Annotated in this window: 20 protein-coding genes; 6 read left to right on the top strand and 14 right to left on the bottom strand. The window is 53.4% G+C overall.

The window, feature by feature from the left end:
* Nucleotides 1-30 precede the first annotated feature (30 nt).
* The 6 genes from GW591_RS02105 to GW591_RS02130 all read right to left on the bottom strand — a co-directional run bounded on the left by GW591_RS02105 (nt 31) and on the right by GW591_RS02130 (nt 6,448).
* Nucleotides 31-417 (bottom strand): helix-turn-helix domain-containing protein, encoded by a 387-nt coding sequence (locus tag GW591_RS02105; protein WP_013574628.1) that lies wholly within the window; start codon nt 415-417, stop codon nt 31-33.
* 529 nt (nt 418-946) lie between these two features.
* Nucleotides 947-2,719, bottom strand: a complete 1,773-nt coding sequence (locus GW591_RS02110; RefSeq protein WP_013574629.1) for a penicillin-binding transpeptidase domain-containing protein — start codon at nt 2,717-2,719, stop codon at nt 947-949.
* A 219-nt stretch (nt 2,720-2,938) separates the two neighbouring features.
* Nucleotides 2,939-3,181 (bottom strand): DinI family protein, encoded by a 243-nt coding sequence (locus GW591_RS02115; RefSeq protein ID WP_013574630.1) that lies wholly within the window; start codon nt 3,179-3,181, stop codon nt 2,939-2,941.
* Between the two features lie 74 nt (nt 3,182-3,255).
* Complete coding sequence (locus tag GW591_RS02120; RefSeq protein ID WP_121019541.1) at nt 3,256-4,221, bottom strand: glutathione S-transferase family protein; 966 nt, start codon at nt 4,219-4,221, stop codon at nt 3,256-3,258.
* Nucleotides 4,222-4,414: 193 nt separating this feature from the next.
* Nucleotides 4,415-6,196, bottom strand: a complete 1,782-nt coding sequence (yejM, locus tag GW591_RS02125) for an LPS biosynthesis-modulating metalloenzyme YejM (RefSeq protein ID WP_126124699.1) — start codon at nt 6,194-6,196, stop codon at nt 4,415-4,417.
* A gap of 24 nt (nt 6,197-6,220) precedes the next feature.
* The gene (locus GW591_RS02130) at nt 6,221-6,448 is read right to left on the bottom strand and encodes a YejL family protein (RefSeq protein WP_015696497.1); all 228 of its coding nucleotides are present in this window, start codon (nt 6,446-6,448) and stop codon (nt 6,221-6,223) included.
* Between the two features lie 322 nt (nt 6,449-6,770).
* Between GW591_RS02130 and yejK the strand changes: the two genes are divergently transcribed.
* Nucleotides 6,771-7,775 (top strand): nucleoid-associated protein YejK, encoded by a 1,005-nt coding sequence (yejK, locus tag GW591_RS02135; RefSeq protein ID WP_013574634.1) that lies wholly within the window; start codon nt 6,771-6,773, stop codon nt 7,773-7,775.
* Between the two features lie 227 nt (nt 7,776-8,002).
* Here the strand turns inward: yejK and rplY are convergent, their stop codons facing one another.
* Nucleotides 8,003-8,293 (bottom strand): 50S ribosomal protein L25, encoded by a 291-nt coding sequence (gene rplY / locus GW591_RS02140; protein WP_013574635.1) that lies wholly within the window; start codon nt 8,291-8,293, stop codon nt 8,003-8,005.
* Between the two features lie 160 nt (nt 8,294-8,453).
* Nucleotides 8,454-10,217, bottom strand: a complete 1,764-nt coding sequence (locus GW591_RS02145; protein WP_112198745.1) for a DEAD/DEAH box helicase — start codon at nt 10,215-10,217, stop codon at nt 8,454-8,456.
* Between the two features lie 332 nt (nt 10,218-10,549).
* Between GW591_RS02145 and rsuA the strand changes: the two genes are divergently transcribed.
* Both rsuA and GW591_RS02155 read left to right on the top strand, forming a co-directional pair.
* Nucleotides 10,550-11,257: a 16S rRNA pseudouridine(516) synthase RsuA gene (gene rsuA, locus GW591_RS02150; protein ID WP_013574637.1), complete on the top strand. Its 708-nt coding sequence runs from the start codon at nt 10,550-10,552 to the stop codon at nt 11,255-11,257.
* A gap of 27 nt (nt 11,258-11,284) precedes the next feature.
* Nucleotides 11,285-12,490: a Bcr/CflA family multidrug efflux MFS transporter gene (locus GW591_RS02155; RefSeq protein ID WP_013574638.1), complete on the top strand. Its 1,206-nt coding sequence runs from the start codon at nt 11,285-11,287 to the stop codon at nt 12,488-12,490.
* Nucleotides 12,491-12,733: 243 nt separating this feature from the next.
* Here GW591_RS02155 and GW591_RS02160 read toward each other — a convergent pair whose 3' ends face one another.
* Nucleotides 12,734-14,086, bottom strand: coding sequence for an MFS transporter (locus GW591_RS02160; RefSeq protein ID WP_037036162.1), 1,353 nt, complete (start codon nt 14,084-14,086; stop codon nt 12,734-12,736).
* A gap of 175 nt (nt 14,087-14,261) precedes the next feature.
* Complete coding sequence (locus GW591_RS02165; protein WP_013574640.1) at nt 14,262-15,245, bottom strand: LacI family DNA-binding transcriptional regulator; 984 nt, start codon at nt 15,243-15,245, stop codon at nt 14,262-14,264.
* Nucleotides 15,246-15,450: 205 nt separating this feature from the next.
* Between GW591_RS02165 and idnO the strand changes: the two genes are divergently transcribed.
* Both idnO and GW591_RS02175 read left to right on the top strand, forming a co-directional pair.
* Nucleotides 15,451-16,215 (top strand): gluconate 5-dehydrogenase, encoded by a 765-nt coding sequence (idnO, locus tag GW591_RS02170; protein WP_112151190.1) that lies wholly within the window; start codon nt 15,451-15,453, stop codon nt 16,213-16,215.
* Between the two features lie 8 nt (nt 16,216-16,223).
* Nucleotides 16,224-16,967: an SDR family oxidoreductase gene (locus GW591_RS02175; RefSeq protein ID WP_037036157.1), complete on the top strand. Its 744-nt coding sequence runs from the start codon at nt 16,224-16,226 to the stop codon at nt 16,965-16,967.
* Nucleotides 16,968-17,028: 61 nt separating this feature from the next.
* On the opposite strand, the gene GW591_RS02180 is transcribed toward GW591_RS02175, so the two are convergent.
* From GW591_RS02180 to GW591_RS02190, 3 genes are read right to left on the bottom strand one after another with little or no spacing between them, the layout of a single operon-like run.
* Nucleotides 17,029-18,432 carry a cytochrome c gene (locus GW591_RS02180; protein WP_166860028.1) on the bottom strand — a complete coding sequence of 468 codons (1,404 nt, stop codon included), beginning with the start codon at nt 18,430-18,432 and terminating at the stop codon, nt 17,029-17,031.
* On the bottom strand, nt 18,429-20,084 hold the full coding sequence (locus tag GW591_RS02185) for a GMC family oxidoreductase (protein WP_112151188.1): 1,656 nt from the start codon (nt 20,082-20,084) through the stop codon (nt 18,429-18,431). The genes GW591_RS02180 and GW591_RS02185 overlap by 4 nt, the downstream gene beginning before the upstream one ends.
* Nucleotides 20,084-20,701: a sorbitol dehydrogenase family protein gene (locus GW591_RS02190; RefSeq protein ID WP_037036152.1), complete on the bottom strand. Its 618-nt coding sequence runs from the start codon at nt 20,699-20,701 to the stop codon at nt 20,084-20,086. Before GW591_RS02190 ends, GW591_RS02185 begins: the two co-directional genes overlap by 1 nt.
* Nucleotides 20,702-21,376: 675 nt before the next feature.
* Between GW591_RS02190 and GW591_RS02195 the strand changes: the two genes are divergently transcribed.
* Nucleotides 21,377-21,721 carry a YejG family protein gene (locus tag GW591_RS02195; RefSeq protein WP_015689537.1) on the top strand — a complete coding sequence of 115 codons (345 nt, stop codon included), beginning with the start codon at nt 21,377-21,379 and terminating at the stop codon, nt 21,719-21,721.
* Nucleotides 21,722-21,764: 43 nt separating this feature from the next.
* Here GW591_RS02195 and yejF read toward each other — a convergent pair whose 3' ends face one another.
* Entirely contained in the window at nt 21,765-23,387 is a 1,623-nt protein-coding gene (yejF, locus tag GW591_RS02200; RefSeq protein WP_037036151.1) for a microcin C ABC transporter ATP-binding protein YejF, read from the bottom strand.

A 23,387-nucleotide genomic window follows, 5' to 3' on the forward strand; every position in this document is an offset into this window, starting at 1 on the left:
GGCCGCGTTTTTTGTGGATTTCTGACAGCTTCAGGCAGATTTCTGATGGATGAGATGCAGCGGGGGAGAGACATCAAGTTTGATGTCAGGGTTCTGGCGGAATTCATGTGGCGTTATGTTGAAACGCTTGCGGAACATGTAGGTGAAATGCGATTGCGAACCAAAACCGAAATCCATAGCAATGTCAAAAATCGGGGTTTCACTGCTGCTCAGCTGATAAACAGCACTCGCCAGACGGCGTTCCCTGATGTACTTCCCCAGAGAAATGCCTGTCGATTCTTTGAACAGTTTTTGCATGTGCCAGAGCGAATAGCCTGAATACTCAGCCAGTTCTTCAAGATGGATAACACGACCAAGATGGCCTTCAATCCATTTGCTGAGTGCGCAGACGATAGCGATATGAATGTCTTGAGCCATAACCAGTCTGTATTAAGGTTGAATATCGCTATTATACACGAGTTCGCCAGGTTGGCGTGGCAGCTGTTGCTCAGAGATGTTCAGGGGTTGGGCAGACAATAATAGCCCGGTGGGCAGGACTGTAATGACAGCCGCGCGGGCCATGTTTTAACGTAACAGGATCCAGTGGATCAAACGGGCGATGCCATCGTCCACCACGACTATCCCGACGAGAATAAGAACAATCAAAACCACAAAGTTCTTACCGGTTGGCAAAATGATGTCTCCCTTTATCCCTTTTCAGGGAACGGAACTCAGTTACCAGGGGCTGCTGCCCTGCATATTCAGTGCAATCACACCCAGACAAACCGCAACAAAGATCAAAAATACGATAAGAAGCCGTTTCATTCTTTTTTTTACAGAGCTTGCGCTCTTCCTCCACAGTGAGTCAGCCAGCAATTTCTTTAGCCACAAACACTGCGAACGTTAACCGCTTATTTCTGCGAGATCCAGTCTGTCAGAAATTTTTCATCTTTTTGCTCGCGTTTGATTAACCGTCTGTGGCCGGGCGACGTACCAGATCGGTTTTCTGCCCGCCATTAATCACCGTCGTTGGTGGCGTTTCCGGCACCAGCGCATCCGGCGCAATGTTCATATGGTTAAGGATTTCGCCCATAATCTGCCCGAAAATCGGGCCTGCAACCGAACCACCGAAGTGCTTGCCCGCTTGCGGATTATTGACCATCACCACCAGTGCAACACGCGGATTACTGGCAGGCGCAACACCGGCGGTGTAGTTGATGTAACCGCCGTCGTATTTGCCACTGGCTCCCATTTTTTCCGCCGTACCGGTTTTAATCGCCAGACGGTATCCCGGCACCGCAGCGCTGAGGCCGGAGCCGCCGGGCAGGGCGTCACTTTCCATCATATGAATCACGGTTCTGACCACGTCAGCCGACATCACACGGGTACCAAGCACCGGCGGCGTGACTTTGGTTATCGACAGCGGGCGGTAAATACCTTCGGCACCAATCGTGGCGTATTCACGGGCGATTTGCAGTGGCGTGACGCGCAGGCCGTAGCCAAAGGAGAAGGTAGCGCGCTCGATATCAGCCCAGCGGTCACGGTGGAGCGGGAAATAACCACTGCTTTCGCCACCGATACCCAGATCTGTCGGTTTGCCCAAACCAAAGGACTGATAAAGCTGAACCAGTACACTGGCAGGCATCGCCAGCGCAATGTGCGACACCGCAATGTCACTGGATTTTTGCAAGATACCGGTGATGGTCAGCGCTGGCCAATGACCAACGTCGCGGATCAGGTGGCCGTTAACGGTATACGGATGGGTATCGAGAACGGAATCCGGACGGATCATATGGCGGTTCAGACCCGCCATCACCACCAGTGGTTTGACCGTCGAACCCGGTTCGAAACTGTCGCTGATCGCCACATTTCGCATGTCTTTTGCCTGAACACCGGCATAGTTATTGGGATTATAGGACGGATAGGACGCCATCCCTAAAATCTCACCGGTATTCACATCCACCAGAACAGCAGCACCGGATTCAGCCTGGTTAAGCGTAACGCCATCGCGCAGCCGCGAGTACAAAACGTACTGCATAAAGCTGTCGATACTCAGGTTGATGGTGGGCGGCTGTTGTGGCGCGACTTCTTTCAGGATGCCGATCACATTGCCATGGCGATCCTGACGGTATTCGCGCATGCCCGGTTTGCCCTGCAGCAGAGCATTAAAGCCTTTTTCAACGCCTGTCAGACCTTCGTTATCTGTCCCGACGACGCCGACCAGATTTGCTGCGGCTTCACTCATCGGGTAATAACGGCTGTCATCGAGCTGACTGCTGATGCCGCCGAGGTGCAGCTGGCTGATATCTGCGGCGATGCCTTCTTCTATTTTGCGGCCGAGATAGACGAAGCGGCGTTGAGGATCACTGGTGATGGTTTGCTGGAGCTGCGAAAGTGGCATATTCAGCGCGGAAGCCAGATATTGCCACTTCGGACTGTTCAGGTCGCTGTGCAATTCCAGCACACGGAACGGATCGGCGATAATGTCTTTTGAGGCGACGCTCAGCGCCAGCGGATGGCCGTTACGATCAACAATAGTGCCGCGCCCGGCAGGGATGACAGTGGAACGCAACGAGCGGGAGTCGGCTTCTTTTTCCAGCATTGGCTGGTTGAGCAATTGCAGGTAGCCCACCCGGCCGAGCAGAAGCGCCAGACAACAGACAATACCGAGACAAATCAGCGCAAAGCGCTTGGTGTAGAAATTAGGTTGGGCGCTGGATTTTTTTAGGCTCGGTGGCATGGCGGTTTCGCAAAGTCATTGGCGCGTGTGAAGCGAAAAGCGAAGGTGCGGGAACAATGTACCGGATGAAATCACCCAGGTCTGTACCTCATTCTGTGCAACTCATCGCTCTGATTGATAATGAATTTCGTATAACCCGCACATCTTATATTAAGCCATAGCGATGGATTGTTTATTTCAATTGCTCTTTGTAAGTAAGTGCAACGGCAAGGTGGATTTTTACTCCACAGCGAGCCACTCATCGGCTTCTTCGAACATTTCCTCTAACATTTGGTTTAACTGCGAACGTTCCTGCTTGCTGGCACCGTGGGTATTCAGCCCGTTAGCCTGCATCGGTTTTACTTTTACTTCCGCGTCAGGAAACAGACGGTGTACCCGTTTAACCAGTTCCGCTTCAATCTTTTCACTGGCATTGGGGATGCCGGAGACATTCCGTTTGTCAAAAATCAGTTCGACCCGCATAACTTTCCTCATAAAAGACAGGGAGAAATAACTGTTGAAATATACAGTCTTATTTGTGCGGGTCCAAGTGATTTTTAGTCTGTTCTCTGCATAACGCCGCGCCCGATGAGACGCTGACGATCGTGAGGGCGGCGCAGATCAAGCTGCGGACCTGCCGGAACGATACCTGTCGGATTCAGCCATAAAATACCGTAGTAACCTTGTTTGATATGCGCCAGGTTTACCGTGTCGCTGACCCCCGGCCACTGATAGAGTTCACGCAAATAATTTGAAAGATTTCGATAGTCTTCAATACGGCGAATATTACATTTGAAGGCACCGTGATACGCGCTGTCGAAACGCACCAGAGTGACGAACAGACGCCAGTCGGCTTCGGTAATATATTCACCGGCCATGTACCGGTGGGTGTTTAAATGCGCCTCAAGGGTATCGAGCGTGCCGAACAGTTGGGTCACGGCGGCGTTATAGCTTGCCTGAGTCTTCGCAAAGCCTGTCTTGTACACACCGTTGTTGACGTCGTGATAAATCACTTCATTCCAGCGGTCGATGTCTTCGCGCAGGGCTGCAGGGTAAAAGTTATCCCGATTTCCGGTCAGTGCATCAAACGTATGGTTAAGAATGCGGATAATGTCAGCCGATTCATTATTGATGATACGTCCTTCGCGACGGTCCCACAGTACGGGCACGGATACTTTGCCGGTATAGTGTGCATCGCTGGCGGTATAGAGCTGATGGATGTAACGCACCTGCTCAATCTTTTCGCCTGCATCCTGCGGCGTGTCGAACGTCCAGCCATTTTCACCAATCACTGGCTGAGCAACGGATACCTGAATGAATTTTTCCAGCTCTTTCAGATGGCGGAAAATTAACGTGCGCGAGGCCCACGGACACAAATAAGAGACGAAAAGCTGATACCGTCCGGCTTCCGGCTCAAGATGTGTCTGGCGAAAGGCAGTTTCCTCACGATGAAATGCCCCGTTTTTTATTTCTTCTTTCGCGACGTCGCCGCTTACCCATTTTCCGTTGACCAGTCCCGCCACGATGGTTGCACTCCGCTCATTTTTTAGAAAGTTATCAGAATATAGGGTCCACCGTAACGGTTTCAGGCTGCGCTATAAACGACATTATTTTCAAGAAGAAGGTCAAATAATTTGATAGGGGAAAATGGGCGTGGCCCCAATAAAAAAGCCAACCGGTCAGGGTTGGCTTTCATTTTTGCGCTAACGGCGAATGTCAGTTTGCCAGGAAGCGTTTTTCATCTGTCAGCACCTGAAGCAGCAAGCCAAGCTCGGGTTTCTGATCTTTAATCCGCTTGCCGTTAATGTCAAAAGCGCGGTAATCCCCGTTATTTTCCAGTTCCAGCGTCTGGTCCGGGGTGGTGATCACCAGCGTACCGTCGTCGCTGGTCGTGACCCAGTTATGACGACGCTTCGCAGCGAACAAATCTTCGCCCTGCGAGTAATCCGCCGGGGCCGTAGTGACGTGCAACAGGCGCTGCATCAGCGTGGTCATCACATCGGCATGATCCGTCAGCTTATCGATATTCTGCGCCGGTGTGCCCGGCCAGTGAATGATCAGCGGAACCTGCAACTGGCGGCGGTTCATCGAGTTACCTGACCCCCAGGTGCCATTCTCGTTGAATTCAATACCGTGTGAGGCGGTAATGACTACCACGGTTTTCTCCAGCTCTCCGCGGTCTTTTAACGATTGCAGGATGGCCTTGATTTGATCATCCACGCCCAGTGCACCGTTCTGATAGCGACGAATAAAGGTGTTACCGGTTGGCACACTGGCCCCGTCCTGACGCAATGCACTGCTGATGCCGTTCAGGTTCACGTAGGAGAACCACGGTCCGTTGCCAAGGCCATTCAGCCATTGTTGCCATTGATAAACGGTTTGCTGGTCAGTCTGTTTGACTGGCGGCGGCAAGGTGAAATCGGTCAGTAACGCCTGGCGGTACAGCGGGCTGTTAAAACCGTCTGAGGCAAATAAACCAAATTCGTAACCTTGTTGCTCCAGCGATGTCACCAGCGCAGAAGGTTTACGCGCTGCCAGAATGCCCTGCATATAGCTTGGCGAAATCCCGTAGAACAGGCCGAACTGCCCGGTGTCATTACGGTTTCCGGAACTGAAATGCTGATCAAAACGAATGTTATGTTTGGCAAAATCACTCAGTGCTGGCATGTCTTTATCCAGCGTGGTGGTATGGACACCGTCGAGTACCACCATCAGCAAATTATACTTCGACCCGGTTTTCGCGAAGCTGAGGCTATTCAGCGGATATTCCACGGCCAGCGCTTCAGGGTTGCCTTGTTCGATCAGCCGTTTCTGGTATTCACCGGCATTCAGCAAGCCGTGTTTTTCAAGGAATTTGCGCGCCGTCATCGGATACGACAGCGGAAGATTCGCGCGCTGCATGGTGATCGGGCGATAGAAGTTGGCATCCGCCCAGATATACATCAGATGCGAAGCAAAGAAGCTGGCAATGAACAGCACGACAATCGGCTTGGCGAAATTACGGCGGTTCAGGCTGCGCAGCTTTTGCCACGCCCAGGTACCAAACAGCATTTCGAGCAGGAATATCACCGGCACAGCAATAAACATCAGCTGCCAGTCGCGTGCCATCTCGCCCTGAACGGGATTGACCACCAGTTCCCACACAACCGGATTAATATGCAGGTGGAAACGGGTAAAGACTTCGGTATCGACCAGGAGCAGGGTCAGCCCGGCGGTAGCCAGAATAGCGGATAAGAACCGCAGCAGGCGTTGCGACATCACCACGAAGGTGAGCGGGAAGATGATCAGTAAATATGCCGAGAAACCGATAAAACTGAAATGCCCAAGCCAGCTGACCAGCGCGTAAATACGCCCCTGCAATGAAGAAGGCCAGTCAGAAACAAACAGGTAGCGGCTGCCGATCCCAAGAATGAGCAGGATATTAAACAGGGCGAACCAGTGGCCCCAGCTGATCATCTGGGATACTTTTTCGCGATAGCGCTGACGATTTGTCACCATGAGAGGGTTTGGGCAAGTTGTGAATTAATGGGCTTTATCTTCTCTTATCGACGCTTGCAACGCTTTCGCAAAGGACTGCGACAAGGCTTTGCGCTGTGCAGGAGCGACGCTGGTATTAATAAGGTTTGTCACCATATTGCCCAGAACCATCAGAGACAGGTCTGTCGGGGCGCGGTGTTTTTCCAGAACTGTCGCCAGCTCGGAAAGGAGCTGTTCAACGTGTTCGTCACTGTAACGGGATGATTGTGCCATAGAGTATTGTGCTTCTTGATCCGACAAAGTCCAATATCTTAGCGTATCACGCCTCTGTTTTCCGCATTTTTATAACCCCTTCACACTTCGGGTTGCAGATGCGTTGACTGCACTCAGTCACCCGAATCACTTACCGGCGTAAGCTCATCGGGATTTCTTCGTTTGCCGCCTTCCTGCAACACGAATTATTTTGGGTTTTTTCTCGCATCAAACTCTTATTTCTAAGGCATGAGCGGTTGCGGCTTTGACGCTTCGGTGTTTGAATACGCCCCGCAGACAAACCCTTCTTACACGGCTGCAATTCTTACAGGAGAAAATCCCCATGAGTCTGGATCTCGAGCAGATCGCTCTGCACCAGTTGAACAAACGTGATGAGCAAACGCTGGATGTTGTGCTGCGTGATACGCTTCTGACGCCCAATGCTGCCGTTGATGAAATGATGGCAGAACTGCACCGCGTCTACAGTGCAAAAAGCAAAGCGTACGGTCTGTTCAATGAAGACAGCGAGCTGGCAGTCGCATTACGCAGTTGCCGCAAAGGGGACGACGATTTCCTGTCATTCAGCCGCGCTGCCACTGGCCGTCTGCGTGACGAACTGGCGAAATACCCGTTTGCCGAAGGCGGCGTGGTGCTTTTCTGTCATTACCGCTTCCTGGCAGTCGAATATTTACTGGTTGCCGTGCTGAACAGCCGCAGCAGTATGCGCGTCAATGAACAGCTGGATGTCAGCAGCATTCATTATCTCGACATCAATCATGCGGATATTGTGGCGCGTATTGATCTGACGGAATGGGAAACCAATCCGGAATCGACCCGTTACCTCACCTTCCTGAAAGGCCGGGTAGGGCGCAAAGTCTCTGACTTCTTTATGGATTTCCTCGGCGCATCCGAAGGTCTGGATACCAAGGCGCAGAACCGTGGCCTGCTGCAGGCGGTTGATGATTTCTGTACCGAAGCGCAGCTCGATAAAAACGAGCGTCAGAATTACCGTCAGCAGGTTTATACCTACTGCAACGAGCAACTGCAGGCGGGCGAGGAGATCGCGCTGGATGATCTGTCCGAAGAACTGCCGCCGTGGAATGACAAGAAATTTAAAGAATTTACCCAGGAGCAGGGCTATCAGCTGGAAGAAACCTTCCCGGCCGACCGCAGCACCTTGCGTCAGCTGACCAAATTCGCCGGCAGCGGCGGCGGTCTGAGCATCAACTTCGATGCCATGCTGATGGGCGAACGCATTTTCTGGGATCCGGCCACGGATACCCTGACCATCAAAGGCACACCGCCGAATTTGCGGGATCAATTGCAGCGCAAAGCGGGCAATAAATAATCGCACCCTCCCCTGCGAAGGGGAGGGTTGGGGTGGGGTATTAAAGCAAAATCAAGATGTTGAAGTGTGCTTTAGAAAAGGGTATTAGCCCTTAAAACCCCCACCCAACCTCCCCCTTCGCAGGGGGAGGAGCAAATCAGAATAGCGCCCAATAAAAAACGCCGCATAAGCGGCGTTTTTTATTTGTTCTCGCACGGCGTCCCGATGCGCAACAACTCAGTCAGCGATTAAACGCGAACGAAGTCGATGTGAGCCAGTTTTGGCTTGAACGGGTGACGCTGTACAGCCTGAACTTTAACTTTGGTTTCTTTACCGTCGATAACCAGAGTAATTGCTTCAGAGTAGAACTCCGCTTTAACTTCCAGATTCTTGACAGAATCGTGGTCCAGTTTGATAGAAACCGGAGCAGCTGAGCCACCGTAAACGATAGCTGGGAATTTGTTTGCTGTACGCAGGCGGCGGCTCGCACCTTTGCCCTGCTCGTCCTGTGGACGTACTTCTACATTGATAGTGATCATTGTATGTTTCTCGATTAGAACTACTTCTAAAATGTGCCCCGCCACCTGCGACCGAGTGACGAGTTGAGTACTGCGGCTTTCACACAAGGCGAAAGCGGGCGGTATGATACCGGAGTCGGCGCGCAGCAACAATGAATAATTACCGATTTGGTCATCCCTGTTACCCGCGCAGTTCGTTAGCGCGCCGGTAGCGGCCTTCATAATCAAACATTTTTTCCCGCACCTGCCAGAACTGGCCTTTCATGCGCGCCACCACAAAATCCGGATGACGCAATAAAATCTGCTGCGCGACGATATCCGCGGCGGTATTCCATTCCAGCGGTACGCCCGGCGCGCGCTGGTGCGGACGCAGGAAGTTATGCAGAAACGCCATGCGCTGGGCAGGCGTCGTCAGGCGAAAGCGCTCGGAAACGTCAGCACCGTCTTCATCGTAATAAGTAATCTTCAGCCATTCGCCTTTGTCGTCGCGCCCGTTTTGCAGATTCATACCACCACAGCGCAGCACCAGTGCATCTTTCAGGCGCAGCGCGGCTTTCAGCATATCATCGGGATCGACCAGAATTTCCTGACACTGATGACAACGCCGTGCGGCGATATCGTTCTCGGCGCCACAGTGCGGACAGCTTTTAAAGCGAAAGCGGAAATCACATTGCTCGCGATTGCCTTCATCATCTTCCAGCACGCCCTGACAACGGCGGCCAAAATGCTCGATGACTGTGCCGTCTTCGGTGGTTTTTCCCCAGAAAATATTGGCGAAACCGCAGGCCGGGCAGAACACCTGCACCGGTTTGTTATCGCCCGCCGGTTTATGGCTGCCGACTTCCGGCGTAAACAGGTCATGCGGGTTTCCGGCGTAATCGAGGATCAGGCAATCCGTTTTGCCCGGTGCGAGCCGCAGCCCGCGTCCGACAATTTGCTGATACAGACTGACGGATTCGGTCGGGCGCAGGATGGCGATAAGATCCACATGCGGTGCGTCAAAGCCGGTAGTCAGCACCGATACATTCACCAGATAGCGTAACTGCTGCGCTTTAAACGCGGTAATCAGCCTGTCCCGTTCCACCGCGTGTGTTTGTGCGCTGATCAGCGCCGCTTCGCCTTTCGGCAGCAGACCGAAAATTTCACCGGCATGTTCCACCGTCGAGGCAAAAATCATCACCCCTTTGCGGTCCTGTGCGAACTCAATAATCTGGCTGATGATGTGCGGCGTGATGCGCTTTTGCTGGCGCAATTCGTCATTCAGATCGGCTTCACTGAACAGACCATTACTGCTGGCCTGCAGGCGGCTGAAATCGTAACTGACTACCGGCATATCGAGCCGTTCCGGCGGTACCAGAAAGCCGTTTTTAATCATGTAACGCAATGGCAGTTCATAGATGCAGTCGCGGAACAGGCTGTTGGCATCGCCGCGTACAATGCCCTGATGGTGATACTGATAAATCCAGCCCTTGCCCAAACGGTAGGGCGTGGCGGTCAGGCCGAGCAGCCGCAGGCGCGGGTTTTGTGCTTTGAGGTGGCCGATGATTTGCTGATACTGACTGTTGTCATCGTCGGAGATACGGTGGCATTCATCGACAATCAGCAGGGAAAACTCACCGCTGAACTCCGCCAGGTTAGGCGCGACGGACTGCACGCTGCCAAATACCACTTTGCCGCTGCTTTGCTTGAGATTCAGACCGGCTGCGAAGATATCGGCTTCCAGCCCGTAAGAAAGGTATTTGCTGTGGTTTTGCGCCACCAGTTCTTTGACGTGGGCGAGCACCAGCACACGCCCGCGGGCAACGCGCGCCAGTTCGGCAATCACCAGACTTTTTCCCGCGCCGGTCGGCAGCACAATCACAGCCGGTTCGTCGTGCTGGCGAAAATGACGCAGCGTGGCATCCACGGCATCTTGCTGGTAAGGGCGGAGGGTAAAAACAGTCACGCGATGATCACCTGTTCGTTATTGAGTTAACTTACCTGTTTATAAAAACAGTAATGCAGTATGCCAAGAAATCCGGCTGATGGCGATGAGCAAAGAAATCGCCCGCTGTGAATGTTTAGCCTGCTTATTTTCCTTCTTCCTTGCAGGATGCACGGCTATACTAATGCGCTCAATGCGGCAGTATTTCTGCCCCCCCGAAGTAATAATAACTCTTTGCAATTATTACGAACCGAACAACCCTGAACCCTGTCAGTTGCTGTATTGCGACGGCGGGGTCTTGTGTTTTATCAGTAACGCGATCACTCAGATCGCCATGAAGGCAAGTCGATCCAATGCGTCTGGACAAGTTTCTCTCTCAGCAATTAGGCGTAAGCCGCGCGCTGGTTTTGCGCGAACTGCGTAACAAACGTGTCACCGTAGACGGTGAAATCGTCAAAACCGGCTCAATGAAAATCAGCCCTGAACAACGCGTCGAGTTTGATGGCAATGTGCTGGATCAAATTACCGGTCCGCGTTATTTCATGCTCAACAAACCGCAGGGATACGTGTGTTCTACCGATGATCCGGATCACCCGACCGTGCTGTATTTCCTCGAAGAACCCGTTGCCTACAAACTGCATGCCGCGGGGCGTCTGGATATCGACACCACCGGTCTGGTGCTGATGACCGACGACGGTCAGTGGTCACACCGCATCACCTCGCCGCGTCATCACTGCGAAAAAACCTATCTGGTGACGCTCGAACATCCGCTGGCTGACGACACCGCTGCGCAGTTTGAGGCCGGTGTGCAGTTGCATAACGAAGATTCCCTGACCAAACCGGCACAGCTCGAAAAAATCGAAGACTGTCTGGTGCGTCTCACCCTCAGCGAAGGCCGTTACCATCAGGTAAAACGCATGTTTGCCGCCGTCGGTAACCGTGTGGTTGCGTTGCACCGTGAACGTATCGGCGAGATTGTGATGGATGAAGATTTAGAACCGGGTCAGTACCGTCCGTTAACTGAGCAGGAAGTGGCCAGCGTTGGCGTTCCTTCGCGATAGTTTTTTCGATAACTGGAGCAGCTGAAAGTGCAAGAAAAACCGGTCTCCCACGTCGGACTGATTTTCATCCTGGGATTGATATCGATGCTGATGCCTCTGGCCATCGATATGTATCTGCCAAGTATGCCCGTGATCGCACAGGAATATGGCGTTCCGGCGGGCAGCGTGCAAATGACGCTCAGCGCTTACGTGCTGGGTTTTGCAATAGGGCAGCTGTTTTACGGACCGATGGCGGACAGCCTCGGGCGTAAGCCGGTTATCTTCTGGGGCGTGATGATCTTTGCCGTCGCGGCCGGTGCCTGTGCGCTGGCGCAGTCGGTCGAGCAACTGGTCTGGATGCGTTTCCTGCACGGTCTGGCAGCCGCTGCCGCAAGTGTGGTCATCAACGCGCTGATGCGCGATATGTTCACCAAAGATGAATTCTCGCGAATGATGTCTTTTGTGGTGCTGGTGATGACGGTTGCGCCGCTGCTGGCACCGATGCTCGGTGGTTTGCTGATGGCCATATTCAGCTGGCACGCGATTTTCTGGGCAATGGCCATCGCAGCGCTGATTGCCGCGACGCTGGTGGGCGTCTATATCAAAGAGACACTGCCCAAGGAACGACGGCAGAAATTTCATCTGCGTACCAGCGTCGGTAACTTTGCGTCCCTGTTCCGTCACAAACGTGTGCTTAGTTATATGCTGGCGAGTGGTTTCTCATTTGCCGGGATGTTCTCTTTCCTCAGCGCCGGTCCGTTTGTTTACATCGAACTTAATGGCGTTTCGCCGCAGAACTTCGGCTTTTACTTTGCGCTGAACATCGTCGCACTGGTCATTCTGACACTCATCAACAGCCGTAACGTGCGCCGTACGGGCGCGGTGAAAATGTTCCGCTTCGGGTTGTTTGTGCAACTGACGATGGGGATGTGGCTGGTGATTGTGTGTACCTTCGGATTGCCATTCTGGGCGATGGTGATCGGTGTGGCGGGGTATGTCGGTGTGATTGCGATGGTGACGTCTAACGCCATGGCCGTCATTATGGATGACTTCCCGCACATGGCCGGTACAGCCGCTTCACTGGCTGGCACGATTCGTTTCGGAACCGGTGCGGCGATTGGTTCTGTGCTGTCACTGTTTACGGCGAAAAGCGCCTGGCCGATGGTCGGTTCAATGGCGTTTTGCATACTGGCGGCGACGCTTTTGTATCTCTACGCCAGCCGTCCGGTGAAAGTGTCTGCGGAAACGGCATAACTTGTCTCCCTGGCGGGGGAGGTGCAAAGTCCGATTGATCTGCTGGTTTTACAGACGTAGAAGCAGGGTTCGGTCTGCTCCCTCCCCTGCGAAGGGGAGGGCTGGGGTGGGGTATTAAGGTCAAAATCAAAAAGGTAAAGTGTGCTTTGACAAGATGTTAGCCCTTAAAACCCCCTCCCAACCTCCCCCTTCGCAGGGGAAGGAGCAAAACCAGCACCGTTTTCTCTGCTTCGTGCTGGATCATTAAATCACTTCCGCTTTCACTCCCTGAACCCGGCGCGCCGCTTTGGCACGGGCATATTCGTCGGCCATGGCTTTGGCCTTCGCCCCCGGTACCAGCGCCATATCGCACTCTTTTGGCAGCAACGTGGTGACTGCCGCGGCAATCAGTAATGAGGCCACCAGGGCATAAATCGCGGTGCTCTGGCCGTAGAGACTGACCAGCACGCCGACCAGATACGGACCGCAGAAACCGCCCAGATTCCCCAGACCGTTGATCACACCCCGTGCGCTGCCTGCCACTTCCGGCGTGGTGACTTTACCCGGAATGGTCCAGAAGGCGCTGGTGGCGGCTTGCAGGAAGAAACCGGCACCGACCAGGAAACCGTAGGCCGCCATGATGTTATGGCCAAATGCGACAGAGGCCGCCAGACAAGCTGCGAAACCACACAGCGGCAGGGCGATAAACATACGACGCTTACCGGTTTTATCCGACAGCACCGACATCGCCAGGATCCCCAGCATGGTGCCGACGTAAGGGATAATCGCCAGCATACCCACCGAACTCATGTCACCGCCGGTCAGGTTTTTCAGGATGGTCGGCAGCCACAAGGTATAGCCGTAAATCCCGGTCTGATAGAAGAAGTTAATGATGATCAGTTTGACGATAGACTTGTTACGGAACACCTCTTTCAGCGGCGCATTGTTTACCGGCGCCAGGGCTTTCAGGGCTTCGCGTTCGCGGTTCAGTTCCGTCACCAGATAGTCGCGTTCACGCTCTGACAGCCATTTCGCTTCTTCCGGACGGTCGCTGATGGTGAACCACCAGAAAATCATCACCACGAAAGATAATGCCCCTTCGATGATGAACAACCAGCGCCAGTCGAGCGTATCAAGAATCAAGCCGGACAACGGCGCGGTGATCATCCCGCCGAGCGGCGCGAACATCAGCACGTAAGCATTGGCGCGGCCACGTTCTTTATCAGGGAACCAGTTGCTGACCATCGTCAGCACCACCGGCAGCATCCCGCCTTCTGCCACACCCAGCGCAAAGCGCAGGAACAACAGCTGATACTGATTGGTGATAAAGCCGGTCAGGATGGAGATCACCGCCCAGGCAATCAATGAGCAGGCAATGAATTTCCGTCCGCTGCCGTGTACCGCCAGGCTGCCGCCCGGCACCTGCAGGAATAAATAGCCGATAAAGAAGATACCGGCGGCCAGACCGGCCATTGAAGCGGTAATCCCTAATTCCGCGTCCATCCCGCCGGGCATGGCGAAACTAATATTGACCCTGTCCATGAAGGAAATAATGCAAGCGATAAGGATTGGCGTTATTACTCGAAGCCAGCGAGCCTTAGGAATCTTATTATCCATATTCTTTCCTCTGTGTGCCTGTAACCGGTGATGGCTTAATAAAAGCATTTTGAGGAAAGTATTTCGTGACAGGAGTCACGTTGAATTATGTTAAGAAAAGGTGTTACCACTTACGTGATCCTGCACCGGAGTTGGCGTGCAGGACGAAGGGGGAGAAATGGACGGGAAAGGAGGATTAAATGGTGCCGCCGAGGGAAATACGGTAATGCAAATCCACCCTTTCGATCGTCGGCAGGTTCCTGATTTTTTTGAGCAATATCTCTGCCACCACTTTCCCCATCTCAAAGCGCGGGGTGATCACGCTGGCTAATAATGGTGTAGTGGCGAGGCCGATATCCAGCCCGTGGAAACCGGAAATTGCCATATCCTGCGGGACGCGGATCCCCTGTTTGATACATTCTTGTAACACGCCGACGGCAATATCGTCATTGGTACACAAAATAGCGTTGGTCTGCGGATATAACTGACGCGCCATGGCCAGCATGCCCGCACCGATAGATACCGACGACACTTTATTAGGCGTGATATGCACCGGCGTCAGCCCGCGTTCATCCATTGCGCGGCTGTAACCCTGATAACGCTTCTGGTCGCGGGCATCCGACATCGAACCGAAATACACCACATGTTCTTTGCCGCTGGCGAGCAACGTATTCGCCATATCGTAACCGGCCTGCTGGTTATCAAAACCGACGGCAATCCGCCCGTGCGGATCGTCGAGATCCATCACCTGCGCAACAGGAATTTCTGCGGCATTCAGATACTTATCGGCTTTCAGGGTATGCACGGAATCCGTGAGGATCAGTCCGGCAAGCTGATAACCGAGCAGATTAATGATGTGTTCTTCCTCGCGCTCTTTGCTGTAATCGTAATTGACGACCAGCGTCTGAAAGCCCTGCGCGGAAGTGACCGACTCAATGCCCGCCAGTAAGTCGGAGAAAATCTGGTTGTTAAATGACGGCACTAAAATGCCGATACGCGGCGCTTTGGCCGGTCCGCGGGCTTCTTCCAGCGGATATCCCACTTCTTCCATCACCTTCGTGATGCGTTCGCGGGTTTCAGGAGACACCTTTTCCGGCGTGCGCAGAAAACGGCTCACCGTCATCTTCGTGACATCCGCCAGTTGGGCGATGTCCTGTAGTGTCACGCGCTGGTTTCTCATGCGGAGTTTTCCTGATTGGGCCTGCAAATATACCTTGTTATTGAAACAGAAAGCGCCGGAGATTGTTATCAAAATGATGATGATCACACCCGGAGTAACAGGGTTTTTTAACATTCCGTCAGGTGATCTGCATCACAGTTTAGCGCGGGGTAAACCGGTGTAGTGAAGCTAACTTTTTAAATCAGCGTTCAATAAGGCCAACGTCATGACAAATCTCTTCTCACTGGACAATAAAAAGATTCTGATTACCGGCTCGACGCGCGGTCTGGGTTTCCTGCTGGCGAAAGGGCTGGCGCAGCATGGCGCGGAAATTATCGTTAACGGTACACAACAGGAATCCACGCAAAAAGCGGCCGAAGCCCTGCGTGCTGAAGGCTTTATCGCCCATGCCGTCTCATTTGATGTCACCAGCAGTCAGGCGGTGAATCAGGCGATTGATCATATCGAAAGCACCATCGGGCCGATTGATGTGCTGGTGAATAACGCCGGTATTCAGCGCCGCCATAAATTCACCGAGTTTCCGGAAAAAGACTGGGACGACGTGATTGCCGTAAACCAGAAATCTGTGTTCCTGGTATCGCAGGCGGTGGCGCGTTACATGATCCAACGCGAGCGCGGCAAAATCATTAATATCGGTTCGATGCAAAGCGAGCTGGGTCGCGACACCATCACGCCATACGCCGCTTCAAAGGGCGCGGTAAAAATGCTGACCCGTGGCATGTGCGTTGAACTGGCACGCTACAATATTCAGGTGAACGGCATCGCGCCGGGCTATTTCAAAACTGACATGACCCAGGCGCTGGTCGATAACAAAGAGTTCTCCGAATGGCTGTGTAAACGCACGCCGGCTGCACGCTGGGGCAATCCTGAAGAGCTGGTGGGCGGCGCGGTTTATCTGTCCTCTAGGGCCTCAGATTTCGTGAATGGTCATTTACTCTTTATTGATGGCGGCATGCTGGCTGCAGTATAGGAGGCCCAATGAACAAAATCGCATTAATCACTGGCGGGGGCAGCGGTATCGGCCTGAGCGCCGCGAAAGCGCTGGAAGCGATCGGATTTAAAGTGATTCTGGCCGGGCGTAATAAGGCAAAACTCGACCAGGCGGTCGCGTTGTTTACACCGGGGCAGGCGGTGGCACGTCAGCTGGATGTGACCAGCCCGCAATCGGTGGCCGCGCTGTTTCAGGATATTCAGGAAACCTGCGGGAGGCTGGATTTGCTGTTCAATAACGCCGGTAATAACGTGAAGGATGTGCCGATCGAACAACTGCCGGTGGAAGACTGGCTGTCGGTGATCAATACCAATCTCACCGGCGCTTTTTTGTGTACGCAGGCGGCGGTAAAACTGATGAAACAACAAACGCCGCAAGGCGGACGTATCATCAACAACGGTTCGATTTCGGCGCAGTCGCCGCGCCCGAATTCTGCGCCGTACACCGCCAGCAAGCACGCGATTACCGGACTGACCAAATCCACCGCGCTCGATGGTCGCGCGTTCAACATTGCCTGCGGGCAAATCGATGTCGGCAATGCGGCGACGGATATGGGCAATAAAGCGCTGGCAGGCAGAATGCAGGCGGACGGACATATCGCTGAGGAACCGGTGATCCCGGTGGAGCGCGTCGGTGAGGCGGTGGCGTTTATGGCCGGTTTACCGCTCGACACTAACGTGCTGACCATGACCGTAATGGCCAGCGCCATGCCGCTGGTCGGGCGCGGTTAGCTTTCAGATCCGCATATAAAAAACGGCCCAAACAGGGCCGTTTTGCATTTCAGTGTACGGATTACGCTGCTTTGGTTTTGCGTTTCCGGCCAAGCCAGAAAATCAGCACCAGCAGAACAATCACGCCAGCCACCATTGCAGGAGCCATAAACGGTTGCAGTTTCGCCAGTAATGTCACCGGACCGCCTGCGCGTAACACCGCGACATCATGTGCGCTGACCTGAATGGTCGCATTGCCGTAGTTTTTCAGCACGTAGTTGGAGATGTCAGCAATCTGCTGATCATCTAACTGACCGACATACGAGCCCACGCCAAATTTCGGCATCAGTACGTGATGGTCGCCGACCTGTCGATCCACGCCGTAAAGAATGGCGGAAATCAGGTTAGACGCATTACCCATGCCGGTGGCGGTATTGTTGAACAGCGACGGATATGCCTGATTTTCGCTGCCAGAACCGTCCGGCTGGTGGCAACTGGCGCAATAACCGCTGAACAGTGCCGCACCGTTGTCGATGGTTTTGTTCGCATTAAACGGGTGCGCGCCGCGTAAACCTTCTTCCACGTTCACCGGTTTACCGAAGGTGTCCGCCGCCTGCGTATCACGCGGGTCACGCACCGGCGTGCTGTTTTTCAGGTAGAAAGCAATCGCGTTCAGGTCACTGTCAGACATGTATTGCAGACTGTTTTGAACCGCTTCCGCCATACCGCCCGCTGCCTGGTTTTTCCCGGCGGTGCGGCCCGTTTTCAGGTATTCCACCAGCTGAGGTTGCGACCAGTTACCAATACCACTGACCGGATCCGAGCTGATATTCGGGGCATACCACGGGCCGACCATGCCGCCTGCCAGCGGTTTATCGGTCACAGAACCCATCATCAGGTTACGTGGCGTATGACAGGTATCACAGTGACCGGCACCGTTGACCAGATACGCACCGCGGTTCCATTGTTCACTTTTCGACGGATCCGGCTTAAACGGCGTGCTGTCAAGATACATCATGTTCCAGCCCGCCATCGCAATACGCATGTTGAACGGGAACGGCAGGGCAGTTTCAACATTCGGTTGTTCGACCGGCTTCACACCCTCTTTGAAATAGACATACAGCGCATGCATGTCGGCATCGCTCATATGACTGTAGGAAGTGTAAGGCATGGCCGGATACAGATTGGCACCGTCAGGGCGAACACCTTCCCGCACCGCGCGGGTGAACTGTGCTTCGGTGTAATTACCGATACCGAACTGTTTCGACGGTGTGATGTTGGTGGTGTAAATCGTGCCCATTGGTGAATGGATTTCATAGCCACCGGCAAACGCTTTACCGCCTTCCGGGGCAGTATGGCAGGCCTGACAGTCGGCGGCTGTCGCCACTTCTTGCCCCTGACGGATCAGTTCAGCCTGATTGTCCGCAGCGAAGGCGAATCCGCTTAGCGATGCGCTCAGCAGGCAGGCGGTGAGAAGTTTCTTCATGCGGCACCTGCCAGTTTTTTCGCCATATCATCGGCGGCTTTCAGGCCGAGTGCGGCCATAGTCAGCGTACTGTTCACCACGCTGGAGGACGGGATCGCGCCGCCGCCCGGCAACCACAGGTTAGCGTGGTCGTGTGCGCGGCATTCGCCGTTGACTACAGAATCTTTCGGATCACTGCCCATGATGGTGCCGCCCATGATGTGGTTGTTGGCGTTCAGGCTGGTGGTGATATTGAATTCTTCTGCCATGAACAGGGAACCGATGTGCTCAAGCTGCTTGTGAGCCGCTTCCGCGCCTTTGCGCACGTAATCCCCGACATCGTAGTGAATATCCGGGCACGGCAAACCGTGTGGATCTTTACGGGTGGTGCTGAGTGTCAGGCGGTTATTTGGATCCGGCAGCGGTTCCAGGCTGATGGACAAATCCACGCCAAAGATGGAACGGCGGCGGATTTCCTCATCCAGCTCTTTGCCCACCAGCCCCATCTGCAACGCTTTAGAGGTCGCAGGGATCACGCGGCTGATGTTGTTGAGGATCATTTTGTTGGCAGAATAGTCTTTGCGGAAATCGCCATCGCGCGGGCCGACCAGACAACTGCTCTGCGCCGGACCACGGCCGATCCACAGCGGCTCTTTGGCGATAAACGTGCAGTGGAAACCGGAGTGATCCATCATGTTACGACCAACATGATCAGACGAATTGGCGATACCGTTTGGATTTTTTTCGTTCGCGGCCATCAGCAACAGGCGTGGCGTCTCGATGCCGTTACAGGCCAGCGCGAACACTTTACCGGTCGCTTTATGCGATTTCTTCTGATTATCCAGCCAGTGAACGGCGGTCACATTGTTGTTTTCATCCGTGTCAATTTTGTAGACCACCGCTTCAGCCAGTACCACGGCACCTTTGTTCTCAGCGCGTTCGACGTGCGCAATTCCGTTATACATCGCACCAATCGGGCAGATTGGCTGGCAGTTGTTGTTGCCACAACAGGTCGGGCGGCCATTCCACGGACGCGTACTGCGACCCTGCGGAATTGGCACGGAACGGTAACCGTGCGGGTTAACGATTTCAGCAAAACGGGTGTCGCCGTAACCGTAAGGCACCTGTTCCATCGGATAGGGTTTGCTGCGCTCAGAAGGCGACTGCAACTCAGGGTCATTGGGACCGGCTACGCCGATTTCTTCTTCAGCACGGCAGTAATAAGGTTCGAGTTCATCATAGGAAATTGGCCAGTCGCGGCCCACGCCGTACAACGTTTTCATTTTGAAATCGTTGGGAACGTGACGCCAGCAGGATGCTGCCCAGTGCCAGGTGGTGCCGCCGACGGTGCGCAGATAACCTTGTTTGAAGCTGCTGGCGCTCGGCCCGGTCAGATGGACGTAGTTATTTTCCGGGAAGTACAGCGGTGCGGGGGCTTTTTCAGACTGCGGGTAAAGCCCCTGGAAGTCAGAGCCAGCGCGGTTTTCGAAAGGCATGTTGCGCCAGTTTTCAACGGCCTGCGCGCGCTCAATGCGCAAACCTGCTTCCAGCACCAGAACGGAATATCCCTGGCTGACCAGCTGATCGGCAATCATGCCGCCCACGATACCGGAACCGACAACAATCACATCAGCAGACGCATCGCCGTCTGCCGTAAATTCTGGTTTTTTCATCAGGCTTTGCTCACAACATGTGTTTCAGAAGGATTAGTAAAACGATCAGCATTCATGGATTCAGGCATCGCAGCGGCGGGAGGTGCGGCGGTGAAGTACAGCGGACCGTTTCCGCAGTAAGTGGGCACAATCAGGCCGTCACTGACCGGGCGATACATCAGCGCATCTTTGTATGCAATTAAAATGGAATCGGTTCCATGTCCAACCGTGCCAGTATACCAGGCGGTGACGATGCGGGTCACCAGTTCACCCAAACCGTTTTGCTTTGCCACTTCCTGCAAATCCTTCGCTGCCTGACCGGGTTTCACCAGCGCGTGTAGTTTGCTGACCTGCGCAGGGAAGTCGGGTTGTGAGCGATAGAATGCGTTGAAAATCTGTGCGGAAGAGCCTTCGCTGATATTTTTATGTTCAGTGATAGCCTGCGATACCAGGTAGAACTGGCCGAAGATAACCGGATCCTGCGTGGCGGTTTCTTTCTCCGCCTGGCTCAGGAACGGGAAACCGAGCAGGGTAGTTGCCACCATCGCAGACGTCAGGCCTTTGAGGAGTTCACGACGACTGAAACCGGTTCCATTTTCGGGTGTGTTGCTTCCAATGATTGAAGGATCGTTTTCCATCTCTTTCTCTCTGGGAATGGGTTTTTGCCAAAAGGCAGGGAGTTCGCTGTCTGATTCTTATTATAATTTGCGTAATACGAGATTTATCAGCGGGTTAGTTTTGCCGATGTCTGTCCCGATAGGGTATACCACTTATAACGATGCGGATGATAAGCCAGAGAAGAGGGATTTGTGCAAACAAATTGTGCGGATTTATTAACATTAGATCCAGATTTTAACGTATGATGCGCGACGATAAAAAATGTAACCAACAGGTTCATTTCAAAATGAAATTAACCGATACCGCATCATTCTTAACTCCTCTGACTTAACTATCCTGTTGATATTAATCATTTTAGTGCGGAATTAGTCATGTTTACGTAGTTTGATTTGTATATTAAATGTAAAAAATAAGGATCAAAAGGTAGCGGCAATTGATTAAAGTGGTTGTTAATAAAGGCGTAAAAGGTTACAAATAAGCCAAAATGAGATCTGCCTCTCAATATGGTCGGGAGCAGACATAAAGTTAGCAACAGTCTGTCAATTTGTATCCTATTGCGTTAATTCAATGTTAATAATTTGAACGAGGAGTAGGCAAAGAGCAGCCTGTCGGCTATAACTTAAGCAGTGTGGTTGTAGCTATTTTGTAAAAACAGCGTGTAAATAATTTGCATGTATCATTGTCTGGGGAACGACGTGAATAATATCCAACTTTCGGTAGTACATCGTTTGCCGCAAAGTTATCGCTGGTTGTCAGGTTTTGCGGGTATCAAAGTTGAACCGATTCCGCTGCCTGGTAATGATGAAGATAACAATCTGATCGGCCTGAAACTGCTCAGCCATGAGGGCGAATTCGCCTGGCAGGTGATGCATCAGCTCACTGATGCATTAGAAGATATTCAGGTAAAAGCGGCGATTGTTGAAATCGACGGCGAGCCGTGTTTATTCGTTCATCGTGAAGATGAAAGTGCCACGCTCTGCTGCCTGAAAAATATCGGCGCAGCGATCGCGGAATCTGTAACCGCACTTTATCCTTTCTGACACGCCGCAATCCCGAGGCATTCCGGCGTGTTTTGCCTGCGTCTCAGCGCTGGTGGGTGTCGAAAGCCTCTGACGCGGCCAGTAATTCGCGGGTATAAGCCTGCTGCGGTGCAGTAAAAATCTGCTCACACTCTCCCTGTTCGACCACTTCTCCGTTTCGCAACACCATCAGCTGATGGCACAAAGCCCGCACCACGTGTAAATCATGACTGATAAACAGATATGTCAGGCCGTGACGTTGCTGTAACTCACTTAAAATGGTCAGAATCTGCGCCTGAACCGATTTATCCAGCGACGACGTAGGTTCATCCAGGATCAGCATTTCCGGTTGTAAAATTAACGCACGGGCGATCGCGATACGCTGGCGCTGGCCGCCAGAAAACTCCGTCGGGTAGCGGTGGCGGGATTGCGGATCCAACCCCACTTCCTGCATTGCGCGGATCACTGCTTTATCGCGCGCCTGTTCACTGACGTTGCGATGCACCAGCAGACCTTCAGCGATGATTTGCCCGACGGTAAAGCGCGGATTTAACGCAGAGAAAGGATCCTGAAACACCACCTGAATCCGGCTGCGGAACGGCAGCATTTTCTTGCGCGAGAAAGCATGCAGTGGCTGGCCGTCAAACCAGATTTCCCCTTGCGATTTGAGCAAACGCAGCAATGCCAGCCCGGTGGTGCTTTTGCCTGAACCGGACTCGCCCACCACACCGAGACTTTCTCCCCGGCGAAGCTGGAAACTGACCTGGTTCACCGCGTGTTTGATGCCGACCGTGCGACGCAGCAGGCCGCGTTTGACGGGAAAACCGACATCCAGATTTTTCACATCCAGCAGAACAGGCGGTTTACCGGTCAGCGGCTGCGGGCGACCCTGTGGTTCGGCTTGTAACAGCTGGCGGGTATAAGGGTGCTGAGGCTGACTGAAAAGTGCGGTACGTGATTGCTGCTCCACGACGCGCCCGTGTTGCATGACTGCTACGGTGTCTGCCAGACGGCGCACTATGCGCAGGTTATGGGTGATAAACAGCATCGCCATCCCCATTTCCTGCTTGAGCTCGTCGAGCAGCGATAAAATCTGCGCCTGCACGGAGACGTCCAGCGCGGTGGTTGGTTCATCGGCAATCAGCAGCTTTGGCCTGGTTAGCACCGCCATGGCAATCATCACGCGCTGGCGTTCACCGCCGGAAAGCTGGTGCGGAAAATCCCGCAGGCGCGAGGCTGCCTGACGAATACCCACGCGATCCAGACAGCGCAGAATTTCAGTGCGTGCTGCATCACCGTGAAGATTACGGTGCAGCGTCAGCACTTCAGTCAGCTGTTTTTCGATGGTATGCAGCGGATTTAGCGACACCATCGGTTCCTGAAATATCATCGAAATCTGGTTGCCACGGATCTGGCGCAATGTGCTGGCATCTGCGTTCAGTAAGGATTGGCCAGCAAACAGAATGTCGCCTTGCGGATAGACCACGGAAGAGGGCAGCAGACGCAACACTGACAGCGCAGTGACGCTTTTGCCGGAGCCGGATTCACCCACCAGCGCCAGGGTTTCACCGGCACGGATATCGAGCGATACATTGCTGACCACTTCACGTTGCTGTTTTCCCTGACGGAATGCGACGCTGAGATTTTTGATTTGCAGTAACGGGGCGGATAACGCAGCGTCTGTCAT

It is taken from the genome of Rahnella aceris, from assembly GCF_011684115.1.
In the GTDB taxonomy this organism is placed as follows: Bacteria; Pseudomonadota; Gammaproteobacteria; order Enterobacterales; family Enterobacteriaceae; genus Rahnella; species Rahnella aceris.

What these genes read in the sequence shown, in the direction of transcription:
- GW591_RS02130 (WP_015696497.1), bottom strand. Translation starts at nt 6,448, where the DNA reads ATGGCACAATCATCCCGTTACAGTGACGAACACGTTGAACAGCTCCTT.
- GW591_RS02180 (WP_166860028.1), bottom strand. Translation starts at nt 18,432, where the DNA reads ATGAAGAAACTTCTCACCGCCTGCCTGCTGAGCGCATCGCTAAGCGGA.
- GW591_RS02110 (WP_013574629.1), bottom strand. Translation starts at nt 2,719, where the DNA reads ATGCCACCGAGCCTAAAAAAATCCAGCGCCCAACCTAATTTCTACACC.
- GW591_RS02175 (WP_037036157.1), top strand. Translation starts at nt 16,224, where the DNA reads ATGAACAAAATCGCATTAATCACTGGCGGGGGCAGCGGTATCGGCCTG.
- yejF (WP_037036151.1), bottom strand. Translation starts at nt 23,387, where the DNA reads ATGACAGACGCTGCGTTATCCGCCCCGTTACTGCAAATCAAAAATCTC.
- GW591_RS02160 (WP_037036162.1), bottom strand. Translation starts at nt 14,086, where the DNA reads ATGGATAATAAGATTCCTAAGGCTCGCTGGCTTCGAGTAATAACGCCA.
- rsuA (WP_013574637.1), top strand. Translation starts at nt 10,550, where the DNA reads ATGCGTCTGGACAAGTTTCTCTCTCAGCAATTAGGCGTAAGCCGCGCG.
- GW591_RS02185 (WP_112151188.1), bottom strand. Translation starts at nt 20,084, where the DNA reads ATGAAAAAACCAGAATTTACGGCAGACGGCGATGCGTCTGCTGATGTG.
- GW591_RS02115 (WP_013574630.1), bottom strand. Translation starts at nt 3,181, where the DNA reads ATGCGGGTCGAACTGATTTTTGACAAACGGAATGTCTCCGGCATCCCC.
- rplY (WP_013574635.1), bottom strand. Translation starts at nt 8,293, where the DNA reads ATGATCACTATCAATGTAGAAGTACGTCCACAGGACGAGCAGGGCAAA.
- yejK (WP_013574634.1), top strand. Translation starts at nt 6,771, where the DNA reads ATGAGTCTGGATCTCGAGCAGATCGCTCTGCACCAGTTGAACAAACGT.
- GW591_RS02165 (WP_013574640.1), bottom strand. Translation starts at nt 15,245, where the DNA reads ATGAGAAACCAGCGCGTGACACTACAGGACATCGCCCAACTGGCGGAT.
- yejM (WP_126124699.1), bottom strand. Translation starts at nt 6,196, where the DNA reads ATGGTGACAAATCGTCAGCGCTATCGCGAAAAAGTATCCCAGATGATC.
- idnO (WP_112151190.1), top strand. Translation starts at nt 15,451, where the DNA reads ATGACAAATCTCTTCTCACTGGACAATAAAAAGATTCTGATTACCGGC.
- GW591_RS02105 (WP_013574628.1), bottom strand. Translation starts at nt 417, where the DNA reads ATGGCTCAAGACATTCATATCGCTATCGTCTGCGCACTCAGCAAATGG.
- GW591_RS02190 (WP_037036152.1), bottom strand. Translation starts at nt 20,701, where the DNA reads ATGGAAAACGATCCTTCAATCATTGGAAGCAACACACCCGAAAATGGA.